Annotated in this window: 21 protein-coding genes and 1 pseudogene; 20 read left to right on the forward strand and 2 right to left on the reverse strand. The window is 61.9% G+C overall.

Annotated elements, in window-relative coordinates:
• Window positions 1–191 precede the first annotated feature (191 nt).
• The 17 genes from G7Y49_RS09145 to G7Y49_RS09225 all read left to right on the forward strand — a co-directional run bounded on the left by G7Y49_RS09145 (window position 192) and on the right by G7Y49_RS09225 (window position 16557).
• Entirely contained in the window at window positions 192–866 is a 675-nt protein-coding gene (locus G7Y49_RS09145; protein WP_165173147.1) for a sugar transferase, read from the forward strand.
• Window positions 863–2068, forward strand: a complete 1206-nt coding sequence (locus G7Y49_RS09150) for a glycosyltransferase family 4 protein (RefSeq protein ID WP_165173111.1) — start codon at window positions 863–865, stop codon at window positions 2066–2068. Before G7Y49_RS09145 ends, G7Y49_RS09150 begins: the two co-directional genes overlap by 4 nt.
• Window positions 2061–3119, forward strand: a complete 1059-nt coding sequence (locus G7Y49_RS09155; protein ID WP_165173113.1) for a polysaccharide biosynthesis protein — start codon at window positions 2061–2063, stop codon at window positions 3117–3119. The genes G7Y49_RS09150 and G7Y49_RS09155 overlap by 8 nt, the downstream gene beginning before the upstream one ends.
• A 1-nt stretch (window position 3120) precedes the next feature.
• Entirely contained in the window at window positions 3121–4317 is a 1197-nt protein-coding gene (locus G7Y49_RS09160; protein ID WP_165173115.1) for an NAD-dependent epimerase/dehydratase family protein, read from the forward strand.
• 4 nt (window positions 4318–4321) lie between these two features.
• Window positions 4322–5485, forward strand: coding sequence for a non-hydrolyzing UDP-N-acetylglucosamine 2-epimerase (gene wecB / locus G7Y49_RS09165; RefSeq protein ID WP_165173117.1), 1164 nt, complete (start codon window positions 4322–4324; stop codon window positions 5483–5485).
• A complete protein-coding gene (locus G7Y49_RS09170; RefSeq protein ID WP_165173119.1) occupies window positions 5482–6699 on the forward strand; it encodes a glycosyltransferase in 1218 nt (405 codons plus the stop codon). The genes wecB and G7Y49_RS09170 overlap by 4 nt, the downstream gene beginning before the upstream one ends.
• Window positions 6683–6934 (forward strand): glycosyltransferase, encoded by a 252-nt coding sequence (locus G7Y49_RS09175; protein WP_165173149.1) that lies wholly within the window; start codon window positions 6683–6685, stop codon window positions 6932–6934. The genes G7Y49_RS09170 and G7Y49_RS09175 overlap by 17 nt, the downstream gene beginning before the upstream one ends.
• Before the next feature lie 33 nt (window positions 6935–6967).
• Window positions 6968–8029: a glycosyltransferase gene (locus G7Y49_RS09180; protein WP_165173121.1), complete on the forward strand. Its 1062-nt coding sequence runs from the start codon at window positions 6968–6970 to the stop codon at window positions 8027–8029.
• A 33-nt stretch (window positions 8030–8062) separates the two neighbouring features.
• Window positions 8063–8944: a glycosyltransferase gene (locus G7Y49_RS09185; RefSeq protein WP_255465934.1), complete on the forward strand. Its 882-nt coding sequence runs from the start codon at window positions 8063–8065 to the stop codon at window positions 8942–8944.
• 60 nt (window positions 8945–9004) lie between these two features.
• Window positions 9005–10324: an O-antigen ligase gene (locus G7Y49_RS09190; protein WP_165173125.1), complete on the forward strand. Its 1320-nt coding sequence runs from the start codon at window positions 9005–9007 to the stop codon at window positions 10322–10324.
• A 157-nt stretch (window positions 10325–10481) separates the two neighbouring features.
• Complete coding sequence (gene rfbA, locus G7Y49_RS09195) at window positions 10482–11384, forward strand: glucose-1-phosphate thymidylyltransferase RfbA (protein ID WP_165173127.1); 903 nt, start codon at window positions 10482–10484, stop codon at window positions 11382–11384.
• A 26-nt stretch (window positions 11385–11410) separates the two neighbouring features.
• On the forward strand, window positions 11411–12313 hold the full coding sequence (rfbD, locus tag G7Y49_RS09200) for a dTDP-4-dehydrorhamnose reductase (RefSeq protein WP_165173129.1): 903 nt from the start codon (window positions 11411–11413) through the stop codon (window positions 12311–12313).
• A gap of 12 nt (window positions 12314–12325) precedes the next feature.
• The gene (rfbB, locus tag G7Y49_RS09205; protein ID WP_165173131.1) at window positions 12326–13333 is read left to right on the forward strand and encodes a dTDP-glucose 4,6-dehydratase; all 1008 of its coding nucleotides are present in this window, start codon (window positions 12326–12328) and stop codon (window positions 13331–13333) included.
• Between the two features lie 13 nt (window positions 13334–13346).
• Window positions 13347–13934, forward strand: coding sequence for a dTDP-4-dehydrorhamnose 3,5-epimerase (rfbC, locus tag G7Y49_RS09210; RefSeq protein ID WP_165173133.1), 588 nt, complete (start codon window positions 13347–13349; stop codon window positions 13932–13934).
• Window positions 13935–13968: 34 nt separating this feature from the next.
• Window positions 13969–15396: a lipopolysaccharide biosynthesis protein gene (locus tag G7Y49_RS09215; protein ID WP_165173135.1), complete on the forward strand. Its 1428-nt coding sequence runs from the start codon at window positions 13969–13971 to the stop codon at window positions 15394–15396.
• The gene (locus G7Y49_RS09220) at window positions 15393–15785 is read left to right on the forward strand and encodes a UDP-glucose dehydrogenase (protein ID WP_241157363.1); all 393 of its coding nucleotides are present in this window, start codon (window positions 15393–15395) and stop codon (window positions 15783–15785) included. The genes G7Y49_RS09215 and G7Y49_RS09220 overlap by 4 nt, the downstream gene beginning before the upstream one ends.
• Before the next feature lie 169 nt (window positions 15786–15954).
• Window positions 15955–16557, forward strand: coding sequence for an acetyltransferase (locus G7Y49_RS09225; RefSeq protein WP_165173137.1), 603 nt, complete (start codon window positions 15955–15957; stop codon window positions 16555–16557).
• Between the two features lie 102 nt (window positions 16558–16659).
• Here G7Y49_RS09225 and G7Y49_RS12505 read toward each other — a convergent pair.
• A pseudogene (locus G7Y49_RS12505) lies at window positions 16660–17538 on the reverse strand (transposase); the annotation flags it as partial.
• Between G7Y49_RS12505 and G7Y49_RS09235 the strand changes: the two are divergent.
• From G7Y49_RS09235 to G7Y49_RS09245, 3 genes are all read left to right on the forward strand, one after another.
• Entirely contained in the window at window positions 17522–18070 is a 549-nt protein-coding gene (locus G7Y49_RS09235) for a hypothetical protein (protein WP_165173139.1), read from the forward strand. The pseudogene G7Y49_RS12505 and the gene G7Y49_RS09235 overlap by 17 nt on opposite strands.
• A gap of 429 nt (window positions 18071–18499) precedes the next feature.
• Window positions 18500–20092, forward strand: a complete 1593-nt coding sequence (istA, locus tag G7Y49_RS09240; protein ID WP_165173141.1) for an IS21 family transposase — start codon at window positions 18500–18502, stop codon at window positions 20090–20092.
• Between the two features lies 1 nt (window position 20093).
• Complete coding sequence (locus G7Y49_RS09245; protein WP_165173143.1) at window positions 20094–20849, forward strand: ATP-binding protein; 756 nt, start codon at window positions 20094–20096, stop codon at window positions 20847–20849.
• A gap of 85 nt (window positions 20850–20934) precedes the next feature.
• On the opposite strand, the gene G7Y49_RS09250 is transcribed toward G7Y49_RS09245, so the two are convergent.
• Complete coding sequence (locus G7Y49_RS09250) at window positions 20935–21153, reverse strand: hypothetical protein (RefSeq protein WP_165173145.1); 219 nt, start codon at window positions 21151–21153, stop codon at window positions 20935–20937.
• Window positions 21154–21285 lie beyond the last annotated feature (132 nt).

A 21285-nucleotide genomic window follows, 5' to 3' on the forward strand; every position in this document is an offset into this window, starting at 1 on the left:
GTCACCCGCGAGGGCGACGGGCGCGCCCGCACGAACGCCTACGCCGGCGACGGGCGGGCGCCCGACGTGGGCGCCGACCTGTTCCGCCGCGGCGTGTGCCTGCCCTCCGACGTCAAGATGACGCCCGAGCAGCAGGACGTGGTCATCGAGGTCGTGAGGAGGTGCTTCGGGTAGTGGCGGCGCTCCCCCCCGTGGAGCCGAGGGCCCCCAGGGGCCTCTACGAGCGCCGCGTCAAGCGGGCGCTCGACGTTCTGTGCTCCGGTGCGGCCCTCGTATGCTTGAGCCCAGTGCTCGGAGTGACTGCTTTATTGGTTCGCATGAAGCTCGGCAGCCCGGTCGTCTTCAGGCAGGGGCGGCCCGGCATGGTCGACCCGAAAACGGGCCAAGAGCGCATATTCGAGCTGTGCAAGTTCCGAACCATGACCGACGCGCGCGGCGAGGACGGAGAGCTGCTCCCGGACGAGGAGCGCCTGACGCCCTTCGGGCGCGCCCTGCGCTCCACGAGCCTCGACGAGCTGCCGGAGCTTGTGAACATCCTCAAGGGTGACATGAGCCTCGTCGGCCCGCGGCCGCTCCTGGTGGAGTACCTGCCCCTCTACAGCGAGGAGCAGCGCCACCGCCACGACGTCCGTCCCGGGTTGACCGGCTGGGCCCAGGTCAACGGCCGTAACGCCATCAAATGGGAGGACAAGTTCAGGTACGACCTCGAGTACGTGGGCAACTGCACGCTCGCCATGGACCTGAGGGTGTTCATCGCCACGTTCAAGGTCCTCCTCCGCCGCTCCGGCATCAGCAGCGAGACGAGCGCGACCATGGAGAGGTTCGCGGGCACACCCGAAGAGGGAAAGCAGGGCGAGGCGGCATGAACGTCCTGTTCCTGAGCATCGCGGGCGTCGGCGACCTGAAGGGCCAGGGCATCTACGGCGACCTGCTGAAGACGTTCAGAGACCACGGGCACGCCGTATATGCGGTGGACCCGCAGGAGCAAGGAGCTGACCTCCCTACAAAATGCGAAGACGTCGAGGGAGTGAAGATCCTGCGCGTGCGCACTGGCAACCTCCAGAAGTGCGGCCTGGTGGAGAAGGGGATCTCGCAGCTGAGGCTCGAGAGGCAGTTCTTGTCGGCGATCGAGAGGCACTTCGCGGGGGTTCACTTCGACCTCATCTTGTATCCGACGCCGCCCACCACCTTGGGCGGGCTGGTCGGGAAGCTGAAGCGCGAGCACGGCGCCATGACGTACCTCCTGCTCAAGGACATCTTCCCGCAGAACTCCCTCGACCTGGGGATGCTGTCGGAGAGGGGGCTGAGGGGCCTGGCCTACCGGTACTTCAAGCGCACCGAGCGGAGGACCTACGAGGTCTCCGACTTCATCGGCTGCATGTCCGAGGCGAACCGCCGCTACCTCGTCGAGCACGAGCCCTGGATCGACGCCGAGAAGGTCGAGGTCAACCCCAACAGCCTGATCCCCCGGGACATGCCCGACGTCGACAAGATTGCCCTGCGGGAGAGGCTTGGCATCCCCGCCGACGCCCGCCTCTTCACGTACGGCGGCAATCTCGGAAAGCCGCAGGCCATCGACTTCCTCATTCGGGTCCTGAGGCTCAACGAGGCGAGGGACGGCGTCTTCTTCGCCGTCGCAGGCACCGGGACCGAGCGGCACCTGCTCGAGGAGTACTTCGAGGAGGAGAGGCCGGAGAGAGCGAAGCTGCTCCCCCTCCTGCCGCGGAAGGACTTCGACTCCCTCCTACGGGCCTCCGACTGCGGGGTTGTCCTGCTCGACCATCGCTTCACCATCCCCAACTTCCCCTCCCGCATCCTGTCCTACCTGCAGGCGGGGATCCCCTACGTGGCGGCGACGGACAACGCGAGCGACGTGGGGACGCTGGCCGAGGCCGAGGGGTTCGGCGTGAGGGTCGGCAGCGTCGACGAGCCCCGGTTCCTCGAGGCGTGCGAGAGCCTCTCCCCCGAGGAGCTGAGGCGGATGGGGGCGGCGGGCCGCCGGTACTTCGAGGGCAATTGCACAGCGGAGCATTCCTATAGGTTGATTATGGAGCATGTGAATGATTAGCAGCGACGCGTTCAGGGGCAAGACCCTGATGATAACGGGCGGGACGGGAAGCTTCGGCTCCACTGTTCTCAGGCACTTCATGGACTCCGATATTGGTGAGATCCGCATCTTCTCCCGCGACGAGAAGAAGCAGGATGGCATGAGACACAGGCTTCAGAGGGTGAGCCCCGAGGCGGCCCGCAAGGTGCGCTTCCACATAGGCGACGTGCGCGACCCGCAGTCGGTGCGCGACGCGATGCGCGGGGTCGACTACGTGTTCCACGCCGCGGCCCTGAAGCAGGTGCCCTCCTGCGAGTTCTTCCCCATGGAGGCCGTGCGCACCAACGTCATCGGCACGGACAACGTGCTGCACGCCGCGATAGCGGAGGGCGTCGAGCGGGTCGTGTGCCTGTCGACCGACAAGGCGGCCTACCCCATAAACGCCATGGGCAAGTCCAAGGCTATGATGGAGTCGATCATCTATGCCAACGCCCGAAACGGCGCAGGTCGCACGACCATCTGCTGTACGCGCTACGGCAACGTCATGTGCTCGCGCGGCAGCGTGATCCCGCTGTTCATCAAGCAGATAAAGGCGGGCGATCCCGTGACCGTCACGGACCCCTCCATGACGCGATTCCTCATGAACCTGGACGAGGCGGTGGACCTCGTCTGCTTCGCCTTCGAGCACGCAAATCCGGGCGACCTGTTCGTCCAGAAGGCCCCGGCCTCCACCGTCGGCGACCTCGCCGAGGCCGTCCAGGAGCTCTTCGGGCGCACCGGCACGCAGGTCATCGGCACCCGCCACGGCGAGAAGCTCTACGAGACGCTGATGACCTGCGAGGAGCGCCTGCGCGCCGAGGACATGGGCGGATACTTCAGGGTCCATGCAGACACCCGCGATCTCAACTACGACAAGTTCGTCGCGAAGGGCGAGGTGAGGACCCAGGCGGAGGAGGCCTACACCTCCCACAACACCGAGAGACTTGATGTAGCAGGTACGGTAGGAAAGATAAAGACCGCGGAGTACGTCCAGCTTGCCTTGCAGGGCCGCGAGCACGAGGCGGTGCAGTAGCATGAGGGTCCTCGTCACCGGCGCGAAGGGCATGGTCGGCACGGCGCTCTGCAACAACCTGCGCAACCTGCGCGACGGCAAGGACCGCACCCGACCCAGCTTGAGGATCGACGAGGTCTTTGAATACGACTTGGACTCGACACCGGAGGATCTCGAAAGGTACTGCCGAGAATGCGACTTCGTGTTCAACCTCGCCGGCGTGAACCGCCCCCAGAATCCTGACGAGTTCATGGAGGGCAACTTCGGGTTCGCGAGCGAGCTGCTCGACGAGCTCAGGGCTGCAGGGAACAAGGCGCCCGTCATGCTTTCCTCCAGCATCCAGGCGACGCTGTCTGGCCGTTTCGGGGAGAGCGATTACGGCAAGAGCAAGAGGGCGGGAGAAGAGCTGTTCTTCGACTACGCAAAGGAAACCGGCGCCAAGGTGGCCGTCTACCGCTTCCCCAACCTCATGGGCCATTCCCGCCCCAACTACAACTCGGCGGTGTCCACCTTCTGCTGGGCGATAGCCAACGACGAGCCCTATACCGTCAACGATCCTGACGTGGAGCTCGAGCTGCTCTACATCGATGACCTCGTACAGGGAATGCTTGATCTGCTGGAAGGCAAGGAACAGCGCTGCGAGTACGAGGGAGCAGAGGTAGTGCCTGTTGACACCGGGTGCTACTGCTATGTGCCGACCACCCATAAAGCGACCTTGGGTCGCATCGTCGAGTTGCTTCAAGAGCTCAAAGCCCAACCCGAAACCTTGATGATGCCTTCCATGCCGGAAGGCTCCTTCGAGAAGAAGCTCTGCAGCCTGTACCTCACCTACCTGCCGGCGGACAGGTTCAAGTATCCCTTGCATATGAACATTGACGAGCGAGGAAGCTTCACCGAGCTTATCCATACCCCAGACTGCGGCCAGGTGTCTATCAACATATCCAAGCCCGGCATCACCAAGGGCCAACACTGGCACAACTCCAAATGGGAGCTGTTCATCGTAGTTGCGGGCCATGGCTTGATTCAGGAGCGCAACATCAACACTGGCGAGACCGTCGAGTTCGAGGTGTCGGGTGATGCCATAGAGGCGGTTCGTATGATCCCAGGCTGGACTCACAACATTATCAACTTAAGTGATACCGAAGACCTGGTCACCGTCATGACCTGTAATGAGATCTTCGATCCGACTCGCCCCGACACATACTTCGAGGAGGTGTAGAACTATGGCATCTTTTAAACATGACGGAAGGCTCAAGCTGCTCATCATCGTGGGCACGCGCCCGGAGATAATCCGGCTGTCTGAGGTGATCAAGAAGTGCCGCAGGTACTTCGACACCTTGCTCGCCCACACGGGGCAGAACTACGACTACAGCCTGAACGGCGTGTTCTTCCATGACCTGGAGCTGGGGGAGCCCGACGTCTACCTCGACGCCGTGGGAGCCGACCTCGGCGAGACCGTGGGCAACATCATCGCGAGGAGCTACAGGCTCATGGCCGAGGTCGAGCCCGACGCAGTGCTCGTGCTCGGCGACACCAACAGCTGCCTGTCGGTCATCGGAGCCAAGAGGCTCCACATCCCGATCTTCCACATGGAGGCGGGGAACCGCTGCAAGGACGAGTGCCTGCCCGAGGAGACCAACCGGAGGATCGTCGACGTGATATCCGACGTGAACCTCGCCTACTCCGAGCACGCGAGGCGCTACCTGAGAGAGACGGGCTGTGCCCCCGAGCGCACCTACGTGACGGGGTCCCCCATGGCCGAGGTGCTGCATAAGAACTTGGAGAAGATCAACGCGAGCGACGTCCACGCGAGGCTCGGCCTCGAGAGGGGCAAGTACATCTTGCTCTCCGCCCACCGCGAGGAGAACATCGACACGCCCGCCAACTTCGAGAGCCTGTTCGGCGCCGTGAACGCCATGGCCGAGAAATACGACGTGCCCGTCCTCTACTCCTGCCACCCGAGGAGTCGCAAGCGCCTGGAGGAGTCCGGCTTCGCGCTCGACCCCCGCGTGCGCATGCACGAGCCGCTCGGCTTCCACGACTACAACTGCCTGCAGGCGAATGCCTTCTGCGTGGTGTCCGACTCGGGGACGCTCCCCGAGGAGTCCGCCTTCTTCGCGAGCGTCGGGCAGCCCTTCCCCGCGGTGTGCATCCGGACCTCCACCGAGCGCCCCGAGGCGCTCGACAAGGCGTGCTTCGTGCTCTCCGGCATCGACGAGAGGGGCCTCCTGCAGGCGGTCGAGCTCGCCGTCGCCATGGAGCGCGACGGCCTGCACGCGGCCCCGGTCCCCGACTACTCAGACGAGGACGTCTCCGACAAGGTGGTCAAGATAATCCAGTCCTACGCGGGCGTGGTCGACAAGATGGTGTGGAGGAAGGGCCTGTGACGGCATCTGGCGAGACGCCGACGACCGACGCGCTCGTAGACGAGGCGCTCGCGCTGGGCGAGGGGCTGGGGCGCCCGCTTCGTTATGTGCACGTGAACAGCGTGCCCAATGGCTCCACCGGCGGCATCATGCTGAGGCTGCACCGCGAGCTGCTCGAGCGGGGCGTCGAGTCCTTTGCCTGCTGGGGGCGCGGCCGCGCGGCCGAAAGCGAGCACGAGTTCAACTTCGGCTCGAAGCCCGAGCTCTGCCTCGACGTGCTGCAGACGCGCCTGGACGGCCGCGCGGGCTTCCGCTCGAGGGCCGCGACCCGGCGCCTGCTGAAAAAGCTCGGCGAGATCGACCCCGACGTGGTGCACCTGCACAACCTGCACGGCTACTACGTCAACGTGGAGATACTGTTCGGGTGGCTCGCAAACCACCATTGCCAGGTGAGGTGGACCCTGCACGACTGCTGGGCGTTCACGGGCCACTGCGCGTACTTCACCTACGCGAAGTGCGCGCAGTGGAGGTTCCGCTGCGCGTACGAGGAGCCCTGCCCTCAGTTGGACACGTACCCGAGGACCCTCTCCAAGCGCTCCTGCGCGAGGAGCTTCGAGGACAAGAGGCGCGTCTTCAACCTGCTGCCCCCCGACCGCATGACGCTGATCACCCCGTCGCATTGGCTGGAGGGGCTCGTCAAGCAGAGCTTCCTGTCGAAGTACCCCGTCGAGGTGCGCCGCAACACTGTAGATGCGAGCGTGTTCAGGCCCACCCCGAGCGACTTCCGCGAGAGGCACGGCATAGGCGACCGATTCATGGTCCTCGGCGTGGCAAGTACCTGGGGTGAGCGCAAGGGACTCGGGGACTTCGTGAGGCTCGCAAATGAACTCGACGACCGCTACGCCGTCGTGCTCGTGGGGCTCAGCAAGAAGCAGATCAGGCAGCTGCCCAAGCAGGTTGTCGGCATCGGGCGCACCGAGAGTTGCGAGGAGCTTGCATCTGCCTACACGGCCGCCGACCTTCACGTGCAGCCGAGTGCCGAGGAGACCTACGGCATGACCGTGGCCGAGGCCGTCGCCTGCGGCACGCCCGTTGCCGTCCGAGCCGGGTCCGCCTGCGTCGAGGCCGCCGAGGGCGGCGACGTTCGCGTTATGGCCGCCGACCTTAGCGACCTAGAAGCCACTGTGATTCGGGCGAGGGGGGGGGTGCCTCATCGTGATGATCGGTCGAACTGAGTCCCGTGAGCAGCTCGCTGCGGTATATTCGGCTGCAGACGCCTTCTTCAACCCGACCCAGGAGGACAACTACCCCACCGTCAACCTGGAGGCCGAGGCCTGCGGCACGCCAGTGGTTACCTATGATACGGGCGGTTCTGCGGAGTCTGTCGGGTTGATCTCTGACGTGGTTTTTGTAGGGGACTTTGCAAATGCAGTCAAATGCATTCATTCCAGACAGCAGGACTCTCTTTGAAGACCGCTTTCTACGGTTTGGAGGTTTGTTTCTATGATGCAGGTCGGCATGGTTCAATTTCAAAGCGCGCCATATCGCGATGTGACTTTCAAGAGAGCCATGGATTCCCCTTCTCTTGATTTGACTATCGGGCTTTTTCCTATTACCTACAACACCCATCCTGAATGGCAGTATTCTTGCACTGACCTCCACGAAGTTAGTGGCATTGCTGTCGATGATTTTCTCCGCTCCAAAACTTGGGATGTTATATCGATTTGTGGGTATAGCGAACCCGCAGCTAAGATTGCCCTTAGATATTGCTTTTCTCGTGGGATTCCTGTTGTTCTTCAAGCTGATACTGTAGAACAAGGCCGCTTACCCTTCTTTAAGAGGCAGTTCTACAAGCGCATCAATGCCTTTTGGGTTCCCGGCAAGTGCTCTAAGCGTTATTTTCTCTCGATGGGCGTGCCTGATGAAAAGATTTATTTAGGCTCTTATACTTATGACTACAGTGAAATTCGTTCATCTGTTCGAAGTATTGACAGAAGGGCGGTTAGGTTGAGTATGGGTCTTGCCGATGATGACTTTGTCCTGCTTTTTATTGGCAAACTCATCTCTTCTCGAAGAATTGATTTGCTGTTGGAATCTTTCGAACGTATCAGTGAGCCTTCTCTTAAGCTCGTTGTCGTAGGTGATGGTGAAGGCAGTTCCTTGCTTCAGTACGCAGTGCGTACCGACGACAGAATAACTTGGGTTTCTAGCGTTCCTCTCAGGGATCTTTATGAGTACTATGCCATCGCTGATTGCTATGTACATCCTGGTAAAGAGCCATTCTCTTGTGCCGTGATGCAGGCTGTTGCGTCTGGACTTCCAGTTGTTGCTAGTAGTGCCGTTGGGGCTGTTTCCGACTTTTTGGTTGATGGATTCAACGGTCGCTTCATAGAGTTGGGCAGTTCGGATTCGCTTACCTCCGCTATCCATGACACGTTCGAGAACAGCGATGCCTTATTGCTCGGTGCGCAAAAGACGCAAGAGCAAGTATGCGAGAATTTGGGTATCGAGTTTGCTGCCGAGCAGCTTCTATCTGCCTTTGAGCATGCCATTTCGTGCAGATAATTTTCAACACTACTCGTATAGGGATTAAGAATGATGGAATTGTCTAGTACGGATATCTGTGCCGTAATCATTTCCTTTAATTGTGATGATATGGAGAAAACCGTTGAGAGTTTAATTTCGCAGTGTGGGTGTATCCTAATCGTAGATAATGGTTCAAAAGACGATTATCTAGCTCATATAAGAAGAGTTGCATCGAGTTATAACGTGGGTCTTATCGAGCTGGGAGAAAATCTAGGCCAGGCGGCAGCCCTGAACATTGGCTGCGAGGCAGCAGAGCGGGCTGGTTTCCCCCTTATGCTTACAATGGATCAAGACAGCGTCCTTTGCGATGGATGCGTTCAGGAGCTTTTGGCGGGCATCGAGAAGGGCTATGCCTCGGTTGGCCCTAATTACTGTGGCAAGGCTTTGCGTAAGAGGTTTACCGATGTGCGGTATCTCATCACTTCCGGCAATCTTGTCAAGGTGGAGGCTATGCGTGGTGCTGGTGGGTTTACCGAGGAGCTATTCATAGATTCAGTCGACTTTGACTTCTCCCTCAAGCTTAGAAAGCAGGGGTATAATCTTGCTATGGCCAAGAATGCCATGATGGTGCATTCCATCGGCGACAGGACCGAAGGTTTGCCAGGGCATACCATCTTAGGTCATTCCGTTGAAAGGCACTATTACATCGCGAGGAACCAACGGTACATTCTATATCGTTACTTTGCGTTCGACCCCGTTTTCTGCATTAAGCTCTGGATCTCTGGTCTCAGAAGCGAGATCGAGCTTCGCGAAGAGAATAACATCGCCGAGAAACGCGAGGCGAGAGTCCGCGGGAGGAGAGACGCGGCGGATCTTTTACTAGCTATTGCGAGGAGGGAAGACGATGAAACTAGCACCCTTCTTTATTCGAAGACGGACGTTAAGGGTTTGTAACATGAGTAGCATGCTCGTATCTAAAGGGGTCATGCAAATGTGCATTGCAAGGGCTTTAGCATGATGACTTCTGCCTACGCTAAGGTCTGGTATATCTTGCTATTCGTCATGATGTGCTTCCCGAGGATTCTCACTCCCTTGAAGGTCGTCATTCTTCTTATCTTGCTCATACTCTCCCTCAAAAAGGGGGTTTTCGAGAGGAGATATTTCACCCGAAGCCAGCAGGGCTTCACCTTTTTCTACCTCTGCTTTGCTTTGGGAATCTGCATGACGGGGCTTATTCGTGAAAACGATAGCAATTATGTGCTCGACAGTTTACGCCTCGGGGTTGCTTATACGCTGCTGTTTTCTTTTTTAGCTGCCGGCTTCTTCTCGAAGAGGGAGATTGTCGGCTTTGTGCGAACGATCGTCGTCGCAACGATCTTTGTCAGCATCTATTCGATTCTCTCTCTTCTCGTATCTATCGGTGTGTGGCCAGCCTCCCTTTTCGTGTCCATTGACGGTTCGGTTGGAGTGCATGAGGGGTACACGCACCTTACCAACACAAATCTCTCATCGCTCATATTTGCCTTGCCGTTTCTAATTTACCTTGTTCTTTCTAGCTCTAAGGTTGGCAGATCAAGCGTTCCGCTTTTCGTCGCAGCAACTCTCGGACTCGTCGCTGCGTTTTTGAGCGGGCGCAGAATCTTGTGGATCGTGGCTGTTCTTCCCTTCGCTGCTCACTTCGTTTTTGGAGGCGAGGGGCGGAGGCATGTGGGCGAGAAAAACCTGCTGGCGACCATTGCGGTATGTGCTCTAGTGATAGCTGTCGTCATGGTGCTTGTAAGAAGCGGATACTTCAATTGGCAGGGCATTCTGGACAGGTTCTGGGAGGCTTTTGAGGGAAGTGGAGCCGACAACGTTCGGTATGAGCAGATGGATCAGTTGTTCCGAGGCTTTCTGGAGAGCCCTATTCTCGGAAATGGAGCAGGTGGTGTTTTGAGCAGCGGTTATGCCAGGAATGCAAACCCAACTTTATTTGAGACCTCCTATGTTGTGGTTTTATTCCAGGGAGGCATAGTCTGGACGATCTTTTACTGCTTAGCGTTCGGGTCTATCTTATTTGGTCTAATGAAAAGCAGGTCAAGAGAAAGCTCCTTCGAAGAAAACATGCGCAAAAGTACCCTTGTCGCTTTCGTTGCCGCACTTATAGCCAACGCCACGAATCCATACTTCAGCTCTTCTTTCGACTTTTATTGGATGATCTACTTCCCCTATTTGATGATCGGCTTTTTAGAGGGTACTGCTGAGGGCAGGCATCCGATAAAGGTTGGACGAGGGGCTTCGGGTCGATCGGTGCCAAAATCTATCGCTTCAGATAAATATGATCGCAATGGCTAAATCAGTGCCAGCAGTATTCCCGGCTCTACGCAGTGACAGCCCTGGGTGTTCCGTGCTTGATCTCGGAGAAATCAGGGGGCGATGGGTTTCGTGTTGTGCGGCTGGAATAGCAGTCTTCAAACATGTGTGAACATAATATTAAGGGAGGAGACATAGCATGAGGGGCATAATACTCGCGGGGGGCAGCGGCACGCGCCTGTACCCGCTCACTACGGTCACGAGCAAGCAGCTCCTGCCCGTGTACGACAAGCCGATGGTGTACTACCCGCTGTCGGTCCTCATGATGGCGGGGATCAGGGACATACTCGTCATCTCGACGCCCGAGGACCTGCCGAACTTCGAGCGGCTGCTCGGCGACGGCTCCCGGTTCGGCGTCTCGCTCTCCTACGCCGAGCAGCCCTCGCCCGACGGCCTGGCGCAGGCGTTCGTCATCGGCGAGCGGTTCGTCGCGGGCGAGCCCTGCGCGCTCGTGCTCGGCGACAACATATTCTACGGGAACGGCCTCAAGCGCCACCTGCGCCGCGCCGTCGAGCGCGCCGAGTCCGAGGGCGGCGCCACCGTGTTCGGCTACCACGTCGACGACCCCGAGAGGTTCGGCGTGGTGGAGTTCGACTCGGACTTCAACGCGGTGTCCATCGAGGAGAAGCCGGAGAGCCCCAAGTCGAGCTACGCCGTCACGGGCCTGTACTTCTACGACTCGCGCGTGTGCGAGCTGGCCAAGCGGGTGAGGCCGAGCGCGCGCGGCGAGCTCGAGATCACCGACCTCAACCGCATGTACCTCAAGGACGGGAGCCTCTCGGTGGTCACCCTCGGGCGCGGCTACGCGTGGCTCGACACCGGCACCATGGAGTCGCTGTCCGAGGCGGGCGAGTTCGTGCGCGCCGTGCAGCGCTCCCAGGGCCTCCCCGTCTCGGTCGTGGAGGAGATCGCCTACGAGAACGGCTGGATCACGAGGGGGGAGCTGCTCGCGGCCGCGGAGCGCTGCGGCAAGTCCGAGTACGGCAGGTTCCTCAAGAAGGTCGCCGAGGGCGGGCTCGTCCCCGGCGCCGACCACGTGTAGGGGAGGGGGGAAGGATGTCTGAGCCCATGAGGATCCTCGTCACGGGCGCGCACGGCCAGCTCGGCAGCGAGATCAGGCGCTGCCTCGCGACCATGGAGGCCGAGGTCGGCCCCGTCCCGCCCGAGTACGCGGGCGCGCGGGCCGACTTCGTCGACTGCGGGGAGCTCGACGTAGCGGACGCGGCCGCCGTGGACGCGTGGTTCGCAGAGCACGAGTACGACCTCGTCGTGAACTGCGCCGCCGTGACGGACGTTGACGGCTGCGAGGCGGACGAGGAGGGGGCGTACCGGGTGAACGCGCTGGGGCCCGAGAGCCTGGCCCGCGCGAGCGCGCGCCAGGGCGCCAGGCTCGTCCAGGTGTCGACCGACTACGTGTTCTCGGGGGACGCGCCCGGCGAGCGCGCGGAGTCCGACCCTGTGGGGCCGATCAGCGCCTACGGGCGCACGAAGCTCGCCGGCGAGGAGCTGGCGCTCGCCGCCAACCCCCGCACGTTCGTCGTGCGCACGGCCTGGCTCTACGGCTACGTGGGGAGGAACTTCGTGAAGACCATGCGGCGCCTGGGCATGGAGCGCGAGGAGGTGTCGGTGGTGTGCGACCAGCTGGGCAACCCCACGCACGCCAACGACCTGGCCCACGAGATCCTGAAGGTCGCCCTCACCGAGGGGTACGGCACCTACCACGTGACGGGCGGCGGCACCTGCTCCTGGGCCGACCTCGCCGAGGCGGTCATGGAGGGCTTCGGGCTTCCCTGCGAGGTGGTCCGGGTCACGTCCGAGGAGTACAAGCGCATGAACCCCGCCTCCGCCGACCGCCCGCGCTTCAGCGCGCTGCGCAACGGGAGGCTGGCCGACGCGGTCGGCGACGAGATGCGCCCCTGGCGCGAGGCGCTCGCCGCCTACGTCGCCAGGTTCGACGAGCTTTCGAGATAGGAGGGGACGGGAGTGCTCGAACCCAAGAGGATCATAGTCACCGGCGGCTGCGGCTTCATCGGCAGCAACTTCACCCGCTGGGTGGTGGAGAACACGGGCTGCGACGTGGCGGTGCTCGACAAGCTCACCTACGCCGGCAACCCGGAGAACATAGCGGGCCTGCCCGAGGACAGGGTGAAGCTCGTCGTGGGCGACGTATGCGACGCGGGGCTGCTCGACGAGCTGGTCCCGGAGGTAGACGCCGTCGTCCACTTCGCGGCGGAGTCCCACAACGACAACTCCATCGCGGGCCCGGAGCCCTTCCTCAAGACCAACGTGGAGGGCACCTACCGGCTCCTCGAGGCGTGCCGCAAGTTCGGGAAGCGCCTCCACCACGTCTCCACCGACGAGGTGTACGGCGACCTGGCGCTCGACGACCCGGCCAGGTTCACCGAGGAGACCCCGTACCGTCCGTCGAGCCCCTACAGCTCCACCAAGGCGGCATCCGACATGCTGGTGCGCGCCTGGCACCGCACCTACGGCGTCCCGGTGACGATCTCCAACTGCTCGAACAACTACGGCCCCTGCCAGCACGTGGAGAAGTTCATACCGCGCCAGGTCACGAACCTGATCGACGGCGTGCGCCCCAAGCTCTACGGCGACGGGATGAACGTCCGCGACTGGATCCACGCCGAGGACCACTCCTCGGCCGTGTGGGCGATACTCACGAGGGGGCGCCTCGGCGAGACCTACCTGATAGGGGCGGACGGCGAGAAGTCGAACATCGACGTGCTCCGCGAGGTGCTCAGGGCCTTCGGACGCCCCGCCGACGACTTCGACTGGGTGCGCGACCGCCCGGGCCACGACCGAAGGTACGCCATCGACAGCTCGAAGCTGCGGGCTGAGCTCGGCTGGCGCCCCAGGCACGTCGACTTCGCGGAGGGCCTCGCCGAGGTCATCGAATGGTACCGCGACAACGAGAGCTGGTGGCGCCCCGCCAAGGAGGCCACCGAGCGGAAGTACGCCGCGCAGGGGCAGTAGGGAGGAGAGGGTCATGGCCCAGGGAGACAAGATCACGTCCGGCAACTTCACGTTCACCGAGACCTCGATCGAGGGCGTGGTGATCGTCGACGCCAGGTCCTACGGCGACGAGCGCGGGCGCTTCGCGGAGACGTACAAGCGACCCGACTTCGAGGCCGGCGGCATAGCCTGCGACTTCGTGCAGGACAACCAGTCCTCGTCCGCCAAGGGCGTGCTGCGCGGCCTGCACTTCCAGATAGAGCACCCCCAGGCGAAGCTCGTTCGCGTCATCTCCGGCGAGGTGTTCGACGTGGCGGTCGACCTGAGAGGGGGCAGCCCCACCTTCGGCAGGTGGGAGGGCGTGGTGCTCTCCGCCGAGAACAGGAGGCAGCTCTTCGTCCCGCGCGGGTTCGCCCACGGGTTCCTCGTGCTCTCCGACGCGGCCGAGTTCTGCTACAAGTGCGACGACGTCTACCACCCGGGCGACGAGGGCGGCCTCATGTGGGACGACCCCGCGATCGGCATCGAGTGGCCCCCGCTGCAGGGCGACGCGGCGTTCGACCCCGCTAAGGTCATCCTGAGCGAGAAGGACAAGAAGCACCCTCCGCTCGGCGGAGAGTAGCCCTCTGCGGTCCTCGAGTCGGGAGGGCAGGGAAATGGACTACAGGTCGCTTCTCGGCAACATGTCGGTCGCCTTCGCGTCCCAGGGCGTCGCGATGTGCCTGAGCGTAATCACGTCCCTGCTCGTCCCGAAGGTTCTCGGCGTGGAGGAGTTCGGCTACTGGCAGCTCTTCCTCCTGTACGCGAGCTACACGGGCTTCTTCCATTTTGGGGTCAACGACGGGGTCTACCTCCTGAACGGGGGGAGGAGTCGGGACGATCTCGACAAGCGCTCCGTCGCGTCCCAGCTCTACGTGGCGACGGCCGCGCAGGCGGTGATCGCAGCTGCCATAGCAGGGGCGGCGCTCTCCGGCGGCTTCGGGGAGGAGCGCCGCTTCGTCCTCGTCGCCACGGCGGTCTACATGCTCGTCAACAACGCCGCCAGCTACCTCGGGTTCGTCTTCCAGGCCGTGAACGAGACGAAGCTGTTCTCCTTCTCGGTCATGGTCGACAGGCTGGTGTTCCTCGCGCCCTTGGCTGTTCTGCTGATCCTGCGCGCCGACCACTTCGAGCCCTACGTCGCGTCCTACGGCTCGGCCAAGGCCGCGGCGCTGCTGTTCTGCGCCTGGAGGGGGAGGGACATCCTGAGCGCGAGGCCGCTGCCCGTCGGCCGCGCCGCACATGACGTCCTCGCGAGCATGAGGGTCGGCGTCAAGCTGATGCTCGCGAACGTCGCCTCGATGCTCGTCCTGGGCGTCATGAGGGTCGTGGTCGACGCCGCCTGGGGGATCGAGGCGTTCGGCGAGGTCTCGTTCTCCCTGACGATGGTCAACTTCTTCCTGGTGTTCGTCGGCCAGGCGAGCATGGTCCTGTTCCCGGCCCTGCGGCGCGCGGGCGGGGCGGAGCTCGGGCTGTTCTTCGAGAGGGCGCGGGCCGCCCTTGCCCTCGCGCTGCCGGCCGTCTACGTCCTGTACTTCCCCGCGAAGCAGGTCCTCTCCCTGTGGCTGCCCCAGTACGAGGCGAGCCTCGGCCTGTTCGCGCTGCTCCTGCCCGTATGCGTGTTCGACTCGAGGATGAGCCTTTTGGGGACGACGTTCTTCAAGGTGCTTCGCTGGGAGGGGAGGCTCCTGTCCCTGAACGCCGCGGCCGTGGCGCTCTCCCTGGCGGCGTCCCTCGCGGGCGTGTACGCCCTCGGGTCGGTCGAGGCCATGGCCCTGGGCGCCGCGGCGGTCATCGCCGCCCGATCGGTCGTCGCCGAGACGATGGTCGCGAGGCACTTCGGGAGGGCGGGCCTCGGGGCCTCTCTGGGCGAGCTCATGATCACGGCGGCGTTCGTTGCCCTGACGTCGCTGCTGGACGACGCGGCGGCCATGATCGCCTACTCGGCCGTCTACGCGGCCTACCTGCTGGCGAGCAGGAGGCTCGCCTCAGGCCTGCTCTCCGGTGCGAGGCGCAGGCTCAGCAAAGGGACGAAAAGGCAATGACCAGGCTCGTTACGATATTGGATTTATGCGTGTTCTCGCTGGTGGTGCTGTTGGTGCAGATAAATCGCGTGGATGTCGTGAATGTGGCACAGAGTAAGGTGGAGCACTCCGTTATCGCGAGCGTGCACCGCCTCGTCATGAAGTCGGGCTCGGACATCTTCCGCGCGGGCTCGATTCAGGGCGTCATGAAGCGCGTCAAGGCCAAGGGGATCCCCGTGGTGGTCTACGAGCCGACGCTGGATGTCCCCGAGCTCTACGGGAGCGAGGTCATCCATGATCTGGAGGCGTTCAAGGAGAGGTGCGACCTGATCGTCGCCAACCGCTGGAGCCCCGACCTCGACGACGTGGCGGGCAAGGTCTACACGCGGGATTTGTTCCGGAGGGACTAGCCTAATGGGGCAGAAGCCCGCCAGATGATGGCAACTCATATGGAAGGAAAGCATCGTAGAATGAGGGACCTCGGTGGGGTGGGTCCAAGTTCTGCGCGTGGGGTTTGCTCCGGCGGGGCCAGGGACCTCTTCGCAGGATGGCGCGTCAAGCGCCGGCAGGTGAGGTGAAATGAGAAGGCTGATCATCATAGGGGCCGGCGGCCACGGGAAGGTTGTGGCCGACATCGCCATGCGGGTCGGGTACCGGGACGTCGCGTTCTTGGATGACGCGGAGGGCTCGGCCGAGTGCGCGGGCCTGCCCGTCGTCGGCAGGGCGTCGGACTGGGGGAGCTTCCCCGAGACTGACTTCTTCGTCGCCATCGGGGACGCTCGCGCTCGCGAGCGCATCCAGCGGGGGCTCGGCGGGCGCGCCGTCACGCTGGTGCACCCCGCCGCCTCCGTCAGCCGACGCGTCGAGGTCGGGAGGGGCTCCGTTGTCATGGCGGGGGCCGTCGTCAACTCCGACGTCCGCATCGGCGAGGGCGCCATCGTCAACACGGGGGCCACGGTCGACCACGACTGCCGCATCGGCAGGTTCGCCCACGTCTCGGTGGGCTCCCACGTCGCGGGCGCGGTAACGGTGGGCGACGGGACCTGGCTCGGCGTCGGCAGCGTCGTGAGCAACAACGTCAGCATCTGCGGCGGGTGCATGGTGGGCGCGGGCGCCGTGGTCGTCGGGGACATAGAGGAGCCGGGGACCTACGTGGGCGTCCCCGCGAGGCTGCTGAGGTAGGGAGAGGCAGACCGGGCCTGAGCGGCTTTTTGCGCCGTCATGCGGGCGCCATCTCCTGCCCTTATCGCCGTTTGGACAATCGCCGACGCCCTTGAACGTCTTCGCCGCAGATTCCACCTCGGGTACGCCGCAGGACTGGCTGACGCTGATCCAGTTGCCGAAAGCCCGTCTTCTGTTCTGAGCGTCGGCTTGCTCGTCGACGAAGCAATAGAACGCCTGCGGTCTTGCGTAGGCTTCCGCGAGCTCCTCGCTCATCCCGAGCAGGTATTCGACGTGGTGGGCAAGGGGCTCTTTCCCGGACTCGACGCGTTTGGCATCCAAGTCCTCGAGATGGGGCTCCCTCGTCAAGAAGAGCTTGCGCGCTTTCCTGAGACCCCGCTTGACGTCGGAGCCCGCCTCGCGCCGCGGCCTCGCGCGAACCTTGCCGAACGCCTTGGTAGTGCAACGTACGACATGGAAGCGATCGATGCACACCTCGGCACAGGGGAGCCAGCGCTCGGCGGCGTTGACGAACCCCCAGCGCATGTCGCAGCAAAGGCAGCCGGCCGACCTGAGCTCTTCTTCGCCGAGCTGGGAGAACCATGCGTCGAGTGTCTCCGGCCTGCGGTCGCGCAGAACGTCGATCAGCACCCCGCGCATCCCGTCGACCGCGCATGCGCCCGTCTTGCCAGCGTCCGTGTCGGCCCCGAGCTCGTCGACGCGCAGCACGCCTGGCAGATAGGGTCTTGGGGTATCCATTGCGTCAAGAACCTTGCACGCCATGTCCTCGCTCGGCCCGAAGCGTCGCGAGATGATTCTCGCCGACCGGCGGCGCATGAGCTCGACGCCGATGAGCGCGACCAGATCGTCTGCCACGTGAGCGCTCAAGGGGCCCCTCATCTCATCTGGCTCGAGCCACGCACGAGCGCATGCGGAACACCTGTAGCGTCTTTGCCTGATCCTCGCTGCGGTGGGCATGCCTCCTATGGGAGCACAGAACATGCTTCGCTTCTCGTGGCCGTGGATGATCCCTCTATTCCCACATACATGCAGGACATGTTCTGTCGCGGGGTTTGCACGATATGTGGATGATGGAGATGCACCCTTCAGATTCGATGTGTTCGATGGCGTGGAAGCCCGGTATCCCCGCGAGGTGCTTGATGCTGTTCATGCTAGCACCTCGCAGCTTGCATCTCGTTTTTCTGTGGTGTCGATTCTGTTTCTCATGGTTTATCTCCTTATGGCATGGAGACAGATCGCCATAGGGGCTTCTGGGAAGGTGGCTGCCTTCCCGGAGGCCCTGCCTGAAAGCTGCCTGCTGGGTGTTGGGGCGGTTCTCTGTCTCCGGATGACTGCTTCAGACAGCCTCTTTGAGACTAACCTCTCTGACCTGGGGATATGCCTAGCGCCAACTGAAAGATTCCAAGAATCGTGTGGTTGGGAGAAACCAGGGGGAAACTACCTGAAATCCCCCACGAAAACCAGAAGAGCCAGAAGTGTGGATGGATTGAAGAATACGAGAAATGAGAACTGAACCACATGAAATCCAGAACACCCTTTCCGAAGCCTGTTCTTTGACTCGGTAGATAAGGGAGCGCGGACACCGTCGCCCTCGGCGCTCGATGGTGGTCTGCGAGGAACCGCCGTCCTGCCCGCATCAATGACGCTTCATCGACTTTAGTCGACGGGTTAGATCTTGCACTGTCAAAAAGGGCGATGCTGACTGGGTCTGTCTCTGCTCGGAGTTTGTTATCGCAATGTCAACCAGCTTCGGTTTATCCATAAGCATACGCTCCATGGCTAGTAACCCGTTCTGGTACCAACAGTCAGCATAAGTTGGTACCGGCAGTCAGCAAACTTGGTACCGCGGGTAAGCACACTTGGTACCGCCAGGGCCGAGCTTAGAATTCCATGGTGCGCGCCCAGTCCGGGGCGCGTTTTCATGGAAGGAGGCTCGATGCCTATGTCTAAGAACAAGAAGATCCTCATGATGCTCACGAAAGGAGGGGCCAGCCAATCTGACATAGCGGCCGCGCTGCACGTCAGCAAGCGCGACGTGTCGACAGCCGCCAAGGCGATGCGCGAGCACGACCTGACCTTCGATGCGGTGAGCTCGATGGATGCCGGAGCTGTTGATGACTTGCTCTTCCCCAAAGAGAAGCGAAAGCTAAACAACGCGTACCTCCAGCCCGACATGGAGGCGCTCGTAGAGCGCAAGAAGAAGAGCAGGAAGCTCCCGGTCAAGCTCTTCTGGATCGAGTACTGCGAGCGCGCAGCAGCTGAGGGCAGGCTCGCCTACGCCTATCAGACCTTCTGCGAAATGTTCGCCGAGAAGGCAGAGAAGATGGATGCGACCAGGCACTTCGTGCACGAGGCCGGGGCCAAGTGCTATATCGACTGGGCAGGCGACACCGCCTCTTTGACAGACAAATTGACGGGTGCGAAGACAAAAGCCTACGTGCTCGTCGTCACGTTGCCCTTCTCCGGCAAGTTCTGGGCCGAGGGTTTTTGCAGTATGGGGCAGAAGCCATGGCAAGAAGGACACATGCACGCGTTCGAGGAGTTCTGCGGCGTGCCGCGCATGTGGGTGCCCGACAACGCCGCCACGGCGACCGACCGCACGAACATCCCGCGCGTCACGCTCGTGAACAGGGAGTACGAGCGCTTTGCCGAGCACTACGGGGCCGCCATCGTGCCCGCACGCGTTCGCAAGCCGCGTGACAAGAGCGTTGCGGAATCGTGCGTGGACCTGGTCGAGCAATGGATAATCGGCCCCGCTTCCGAGACGGCATTCTACACCTTAGAAGAATTCAACGAGTTTTGCGCGGAGAGAACCGCATGGCTCAACTCCCGCCCGTTTTCTGCGAAGGACGGCTCGCGCGAGTCGGTCTTTAAGGAAGAGGAATGCATGCACCTTGAGCCGCTTCCCGCCGAACGCTACGAGATGTGCGAGTGGAGAAGCGCCAAGGTCGCGCCCGACTACCACGTCACGGTCGACTACATGCACTACTCAGTCGACCACTCCCTCATAGGAGAGCAGGTCGACGTGAAGCTGACGCCGGGCGAGGTGTCCATCCTGCACGGCGGCCGGACGGTGGCCGCGCACCCGCGCCTTCGCGGGCGCAAGGGGCAGTACTCCACGAACGCGGACCACATGCCCGAGAACCACGCGGCCCTCGACGACCCCTGGTCGCCGGACCGGTTCAGGTCGTGGGCGCGGCGCGTCGGCCCCGAGACCGAGGCCGCGGTCGGGCGGGTGCTCGCAAGTCGTGCGGTCGTGGAGCAGTCGTTCGTCTCCTGCCGCAACATCCTCGGGCTCTCTAAGACCTACGCGCCGGAGCTGCTCGAGCGCGCGTGCGCCAAGGCGAACGCCGCGTCGGCGCTGCCCAGCTATACCTCGCTCAAGAAAGCAATCCTCGCCATGAGGGCGGCGGATGCTCAAGTGCGGGCGAACAACAGGCCCCTTGCGCAGACAGCGCCCGGCGATTTGGTGGATCGCGCCAAATCGGCCGGGCGTCTGCGTGGTGCCGAGGCGTACAGAAGGGGCGGTGAATGAGATGCTGACCGAAGAGCACTTCGATTTGTTCAGGCAGTTCAGGATAAAGGCGATGGGAGACAAGCTGCGCGAGATGGTCGATGACGCCTCCTTTGACAAGTTCACGTTCGAGGAGAAGATGGAGATGCTCTTGGACGCGGAATCCACGGCCAGGCGCGACCGCAAGGTCGCCAAGTACGTGAAGCAAGCCGGGTTCAAGACGCCCTCGGCCTGCGTCGAGGACGTGGTCTATCTGCCCGACCGCACTATCAACAAAGATCGAATACTCCGCTATTCCGATTGCGGCTGGGTCGAGAGGTGCGAGGTCATGGTCATCATCTCGAAGACCGGCTGCGGGAAGAGCTTCCTGTGCCAGGCGTTCGGGAACGCCGCGTGCCGCAAGCTCATCCCGACGCGCTACACGCGCCTTGCCGATGCGTGCGACCAGCTCAATCGCGCCCGCGCCGCGGGCGATGGCAGCTACTACGAGAAGATGGATGCCTACAAGACAGTCCCCTTGCTTATTTTGGACGACTTCATGACCACGCCGATATCGACGCAGAACTCCGTTGACCTGTTCGAGATCATGGAGGCACGCGAGGGACGCTGCGCCACCATCATCGCCTCGCAGCTCGAGCCCAACGAGTGGTACCTGCGCATCGAAGGGGAGCTTATGGCTGACTCCATCCTCAACCGCATCGCCACCGGCGCCCGCTACATAGACTTGGAAGGTCCCAACATGAGAGAGTATTTTGCGAAGAAGAGAGGTGCTGCGTAGCGGTACCAAAACAGCTTACCCGCGGTACCGTCTTTTGCTGATCGCCGGTACCAAGTTAGGTGATCGCCGGTACCGCGGGGGGTTACTAGCCACGCTCCAGCCATTGCAAGTCTGCCTTGTTGTATTTGCCATCGCCATAAGAGCCCATATGCGACCCGATCTTCTCATAGAGCGCATCACGAGACGTTTCTTTTGACTGCTCAAAGTGCTGCAGCAAATAACTCTCGAATTGCGGCCTAGAGAACGCAAGGAATACCCCGGCTTCTTCAGCATATTTTGCAAGTTCCGCAAACGTGATGCTCATATTGTTGATTATTTGCAACGATTAGCCACGTTTGTTTCGGGTGCAGCCGCATTGCCGATTTCGCATGCAGCCGCACCCGTTTTCAACTTGAGTTACGTCTAGTTCTTTGGCGATGTAAGCTCTCTCATGTTC

The sequence above is a fragment of the Adlercreutzia sp. ZJ242 genome, from assembly GCF_011038995.1.
GTDB lineage: Bacteria > Actinomycetota > Coriobacteriia > Coriobacteriales > Eggerthellaceae > CAAEEV01.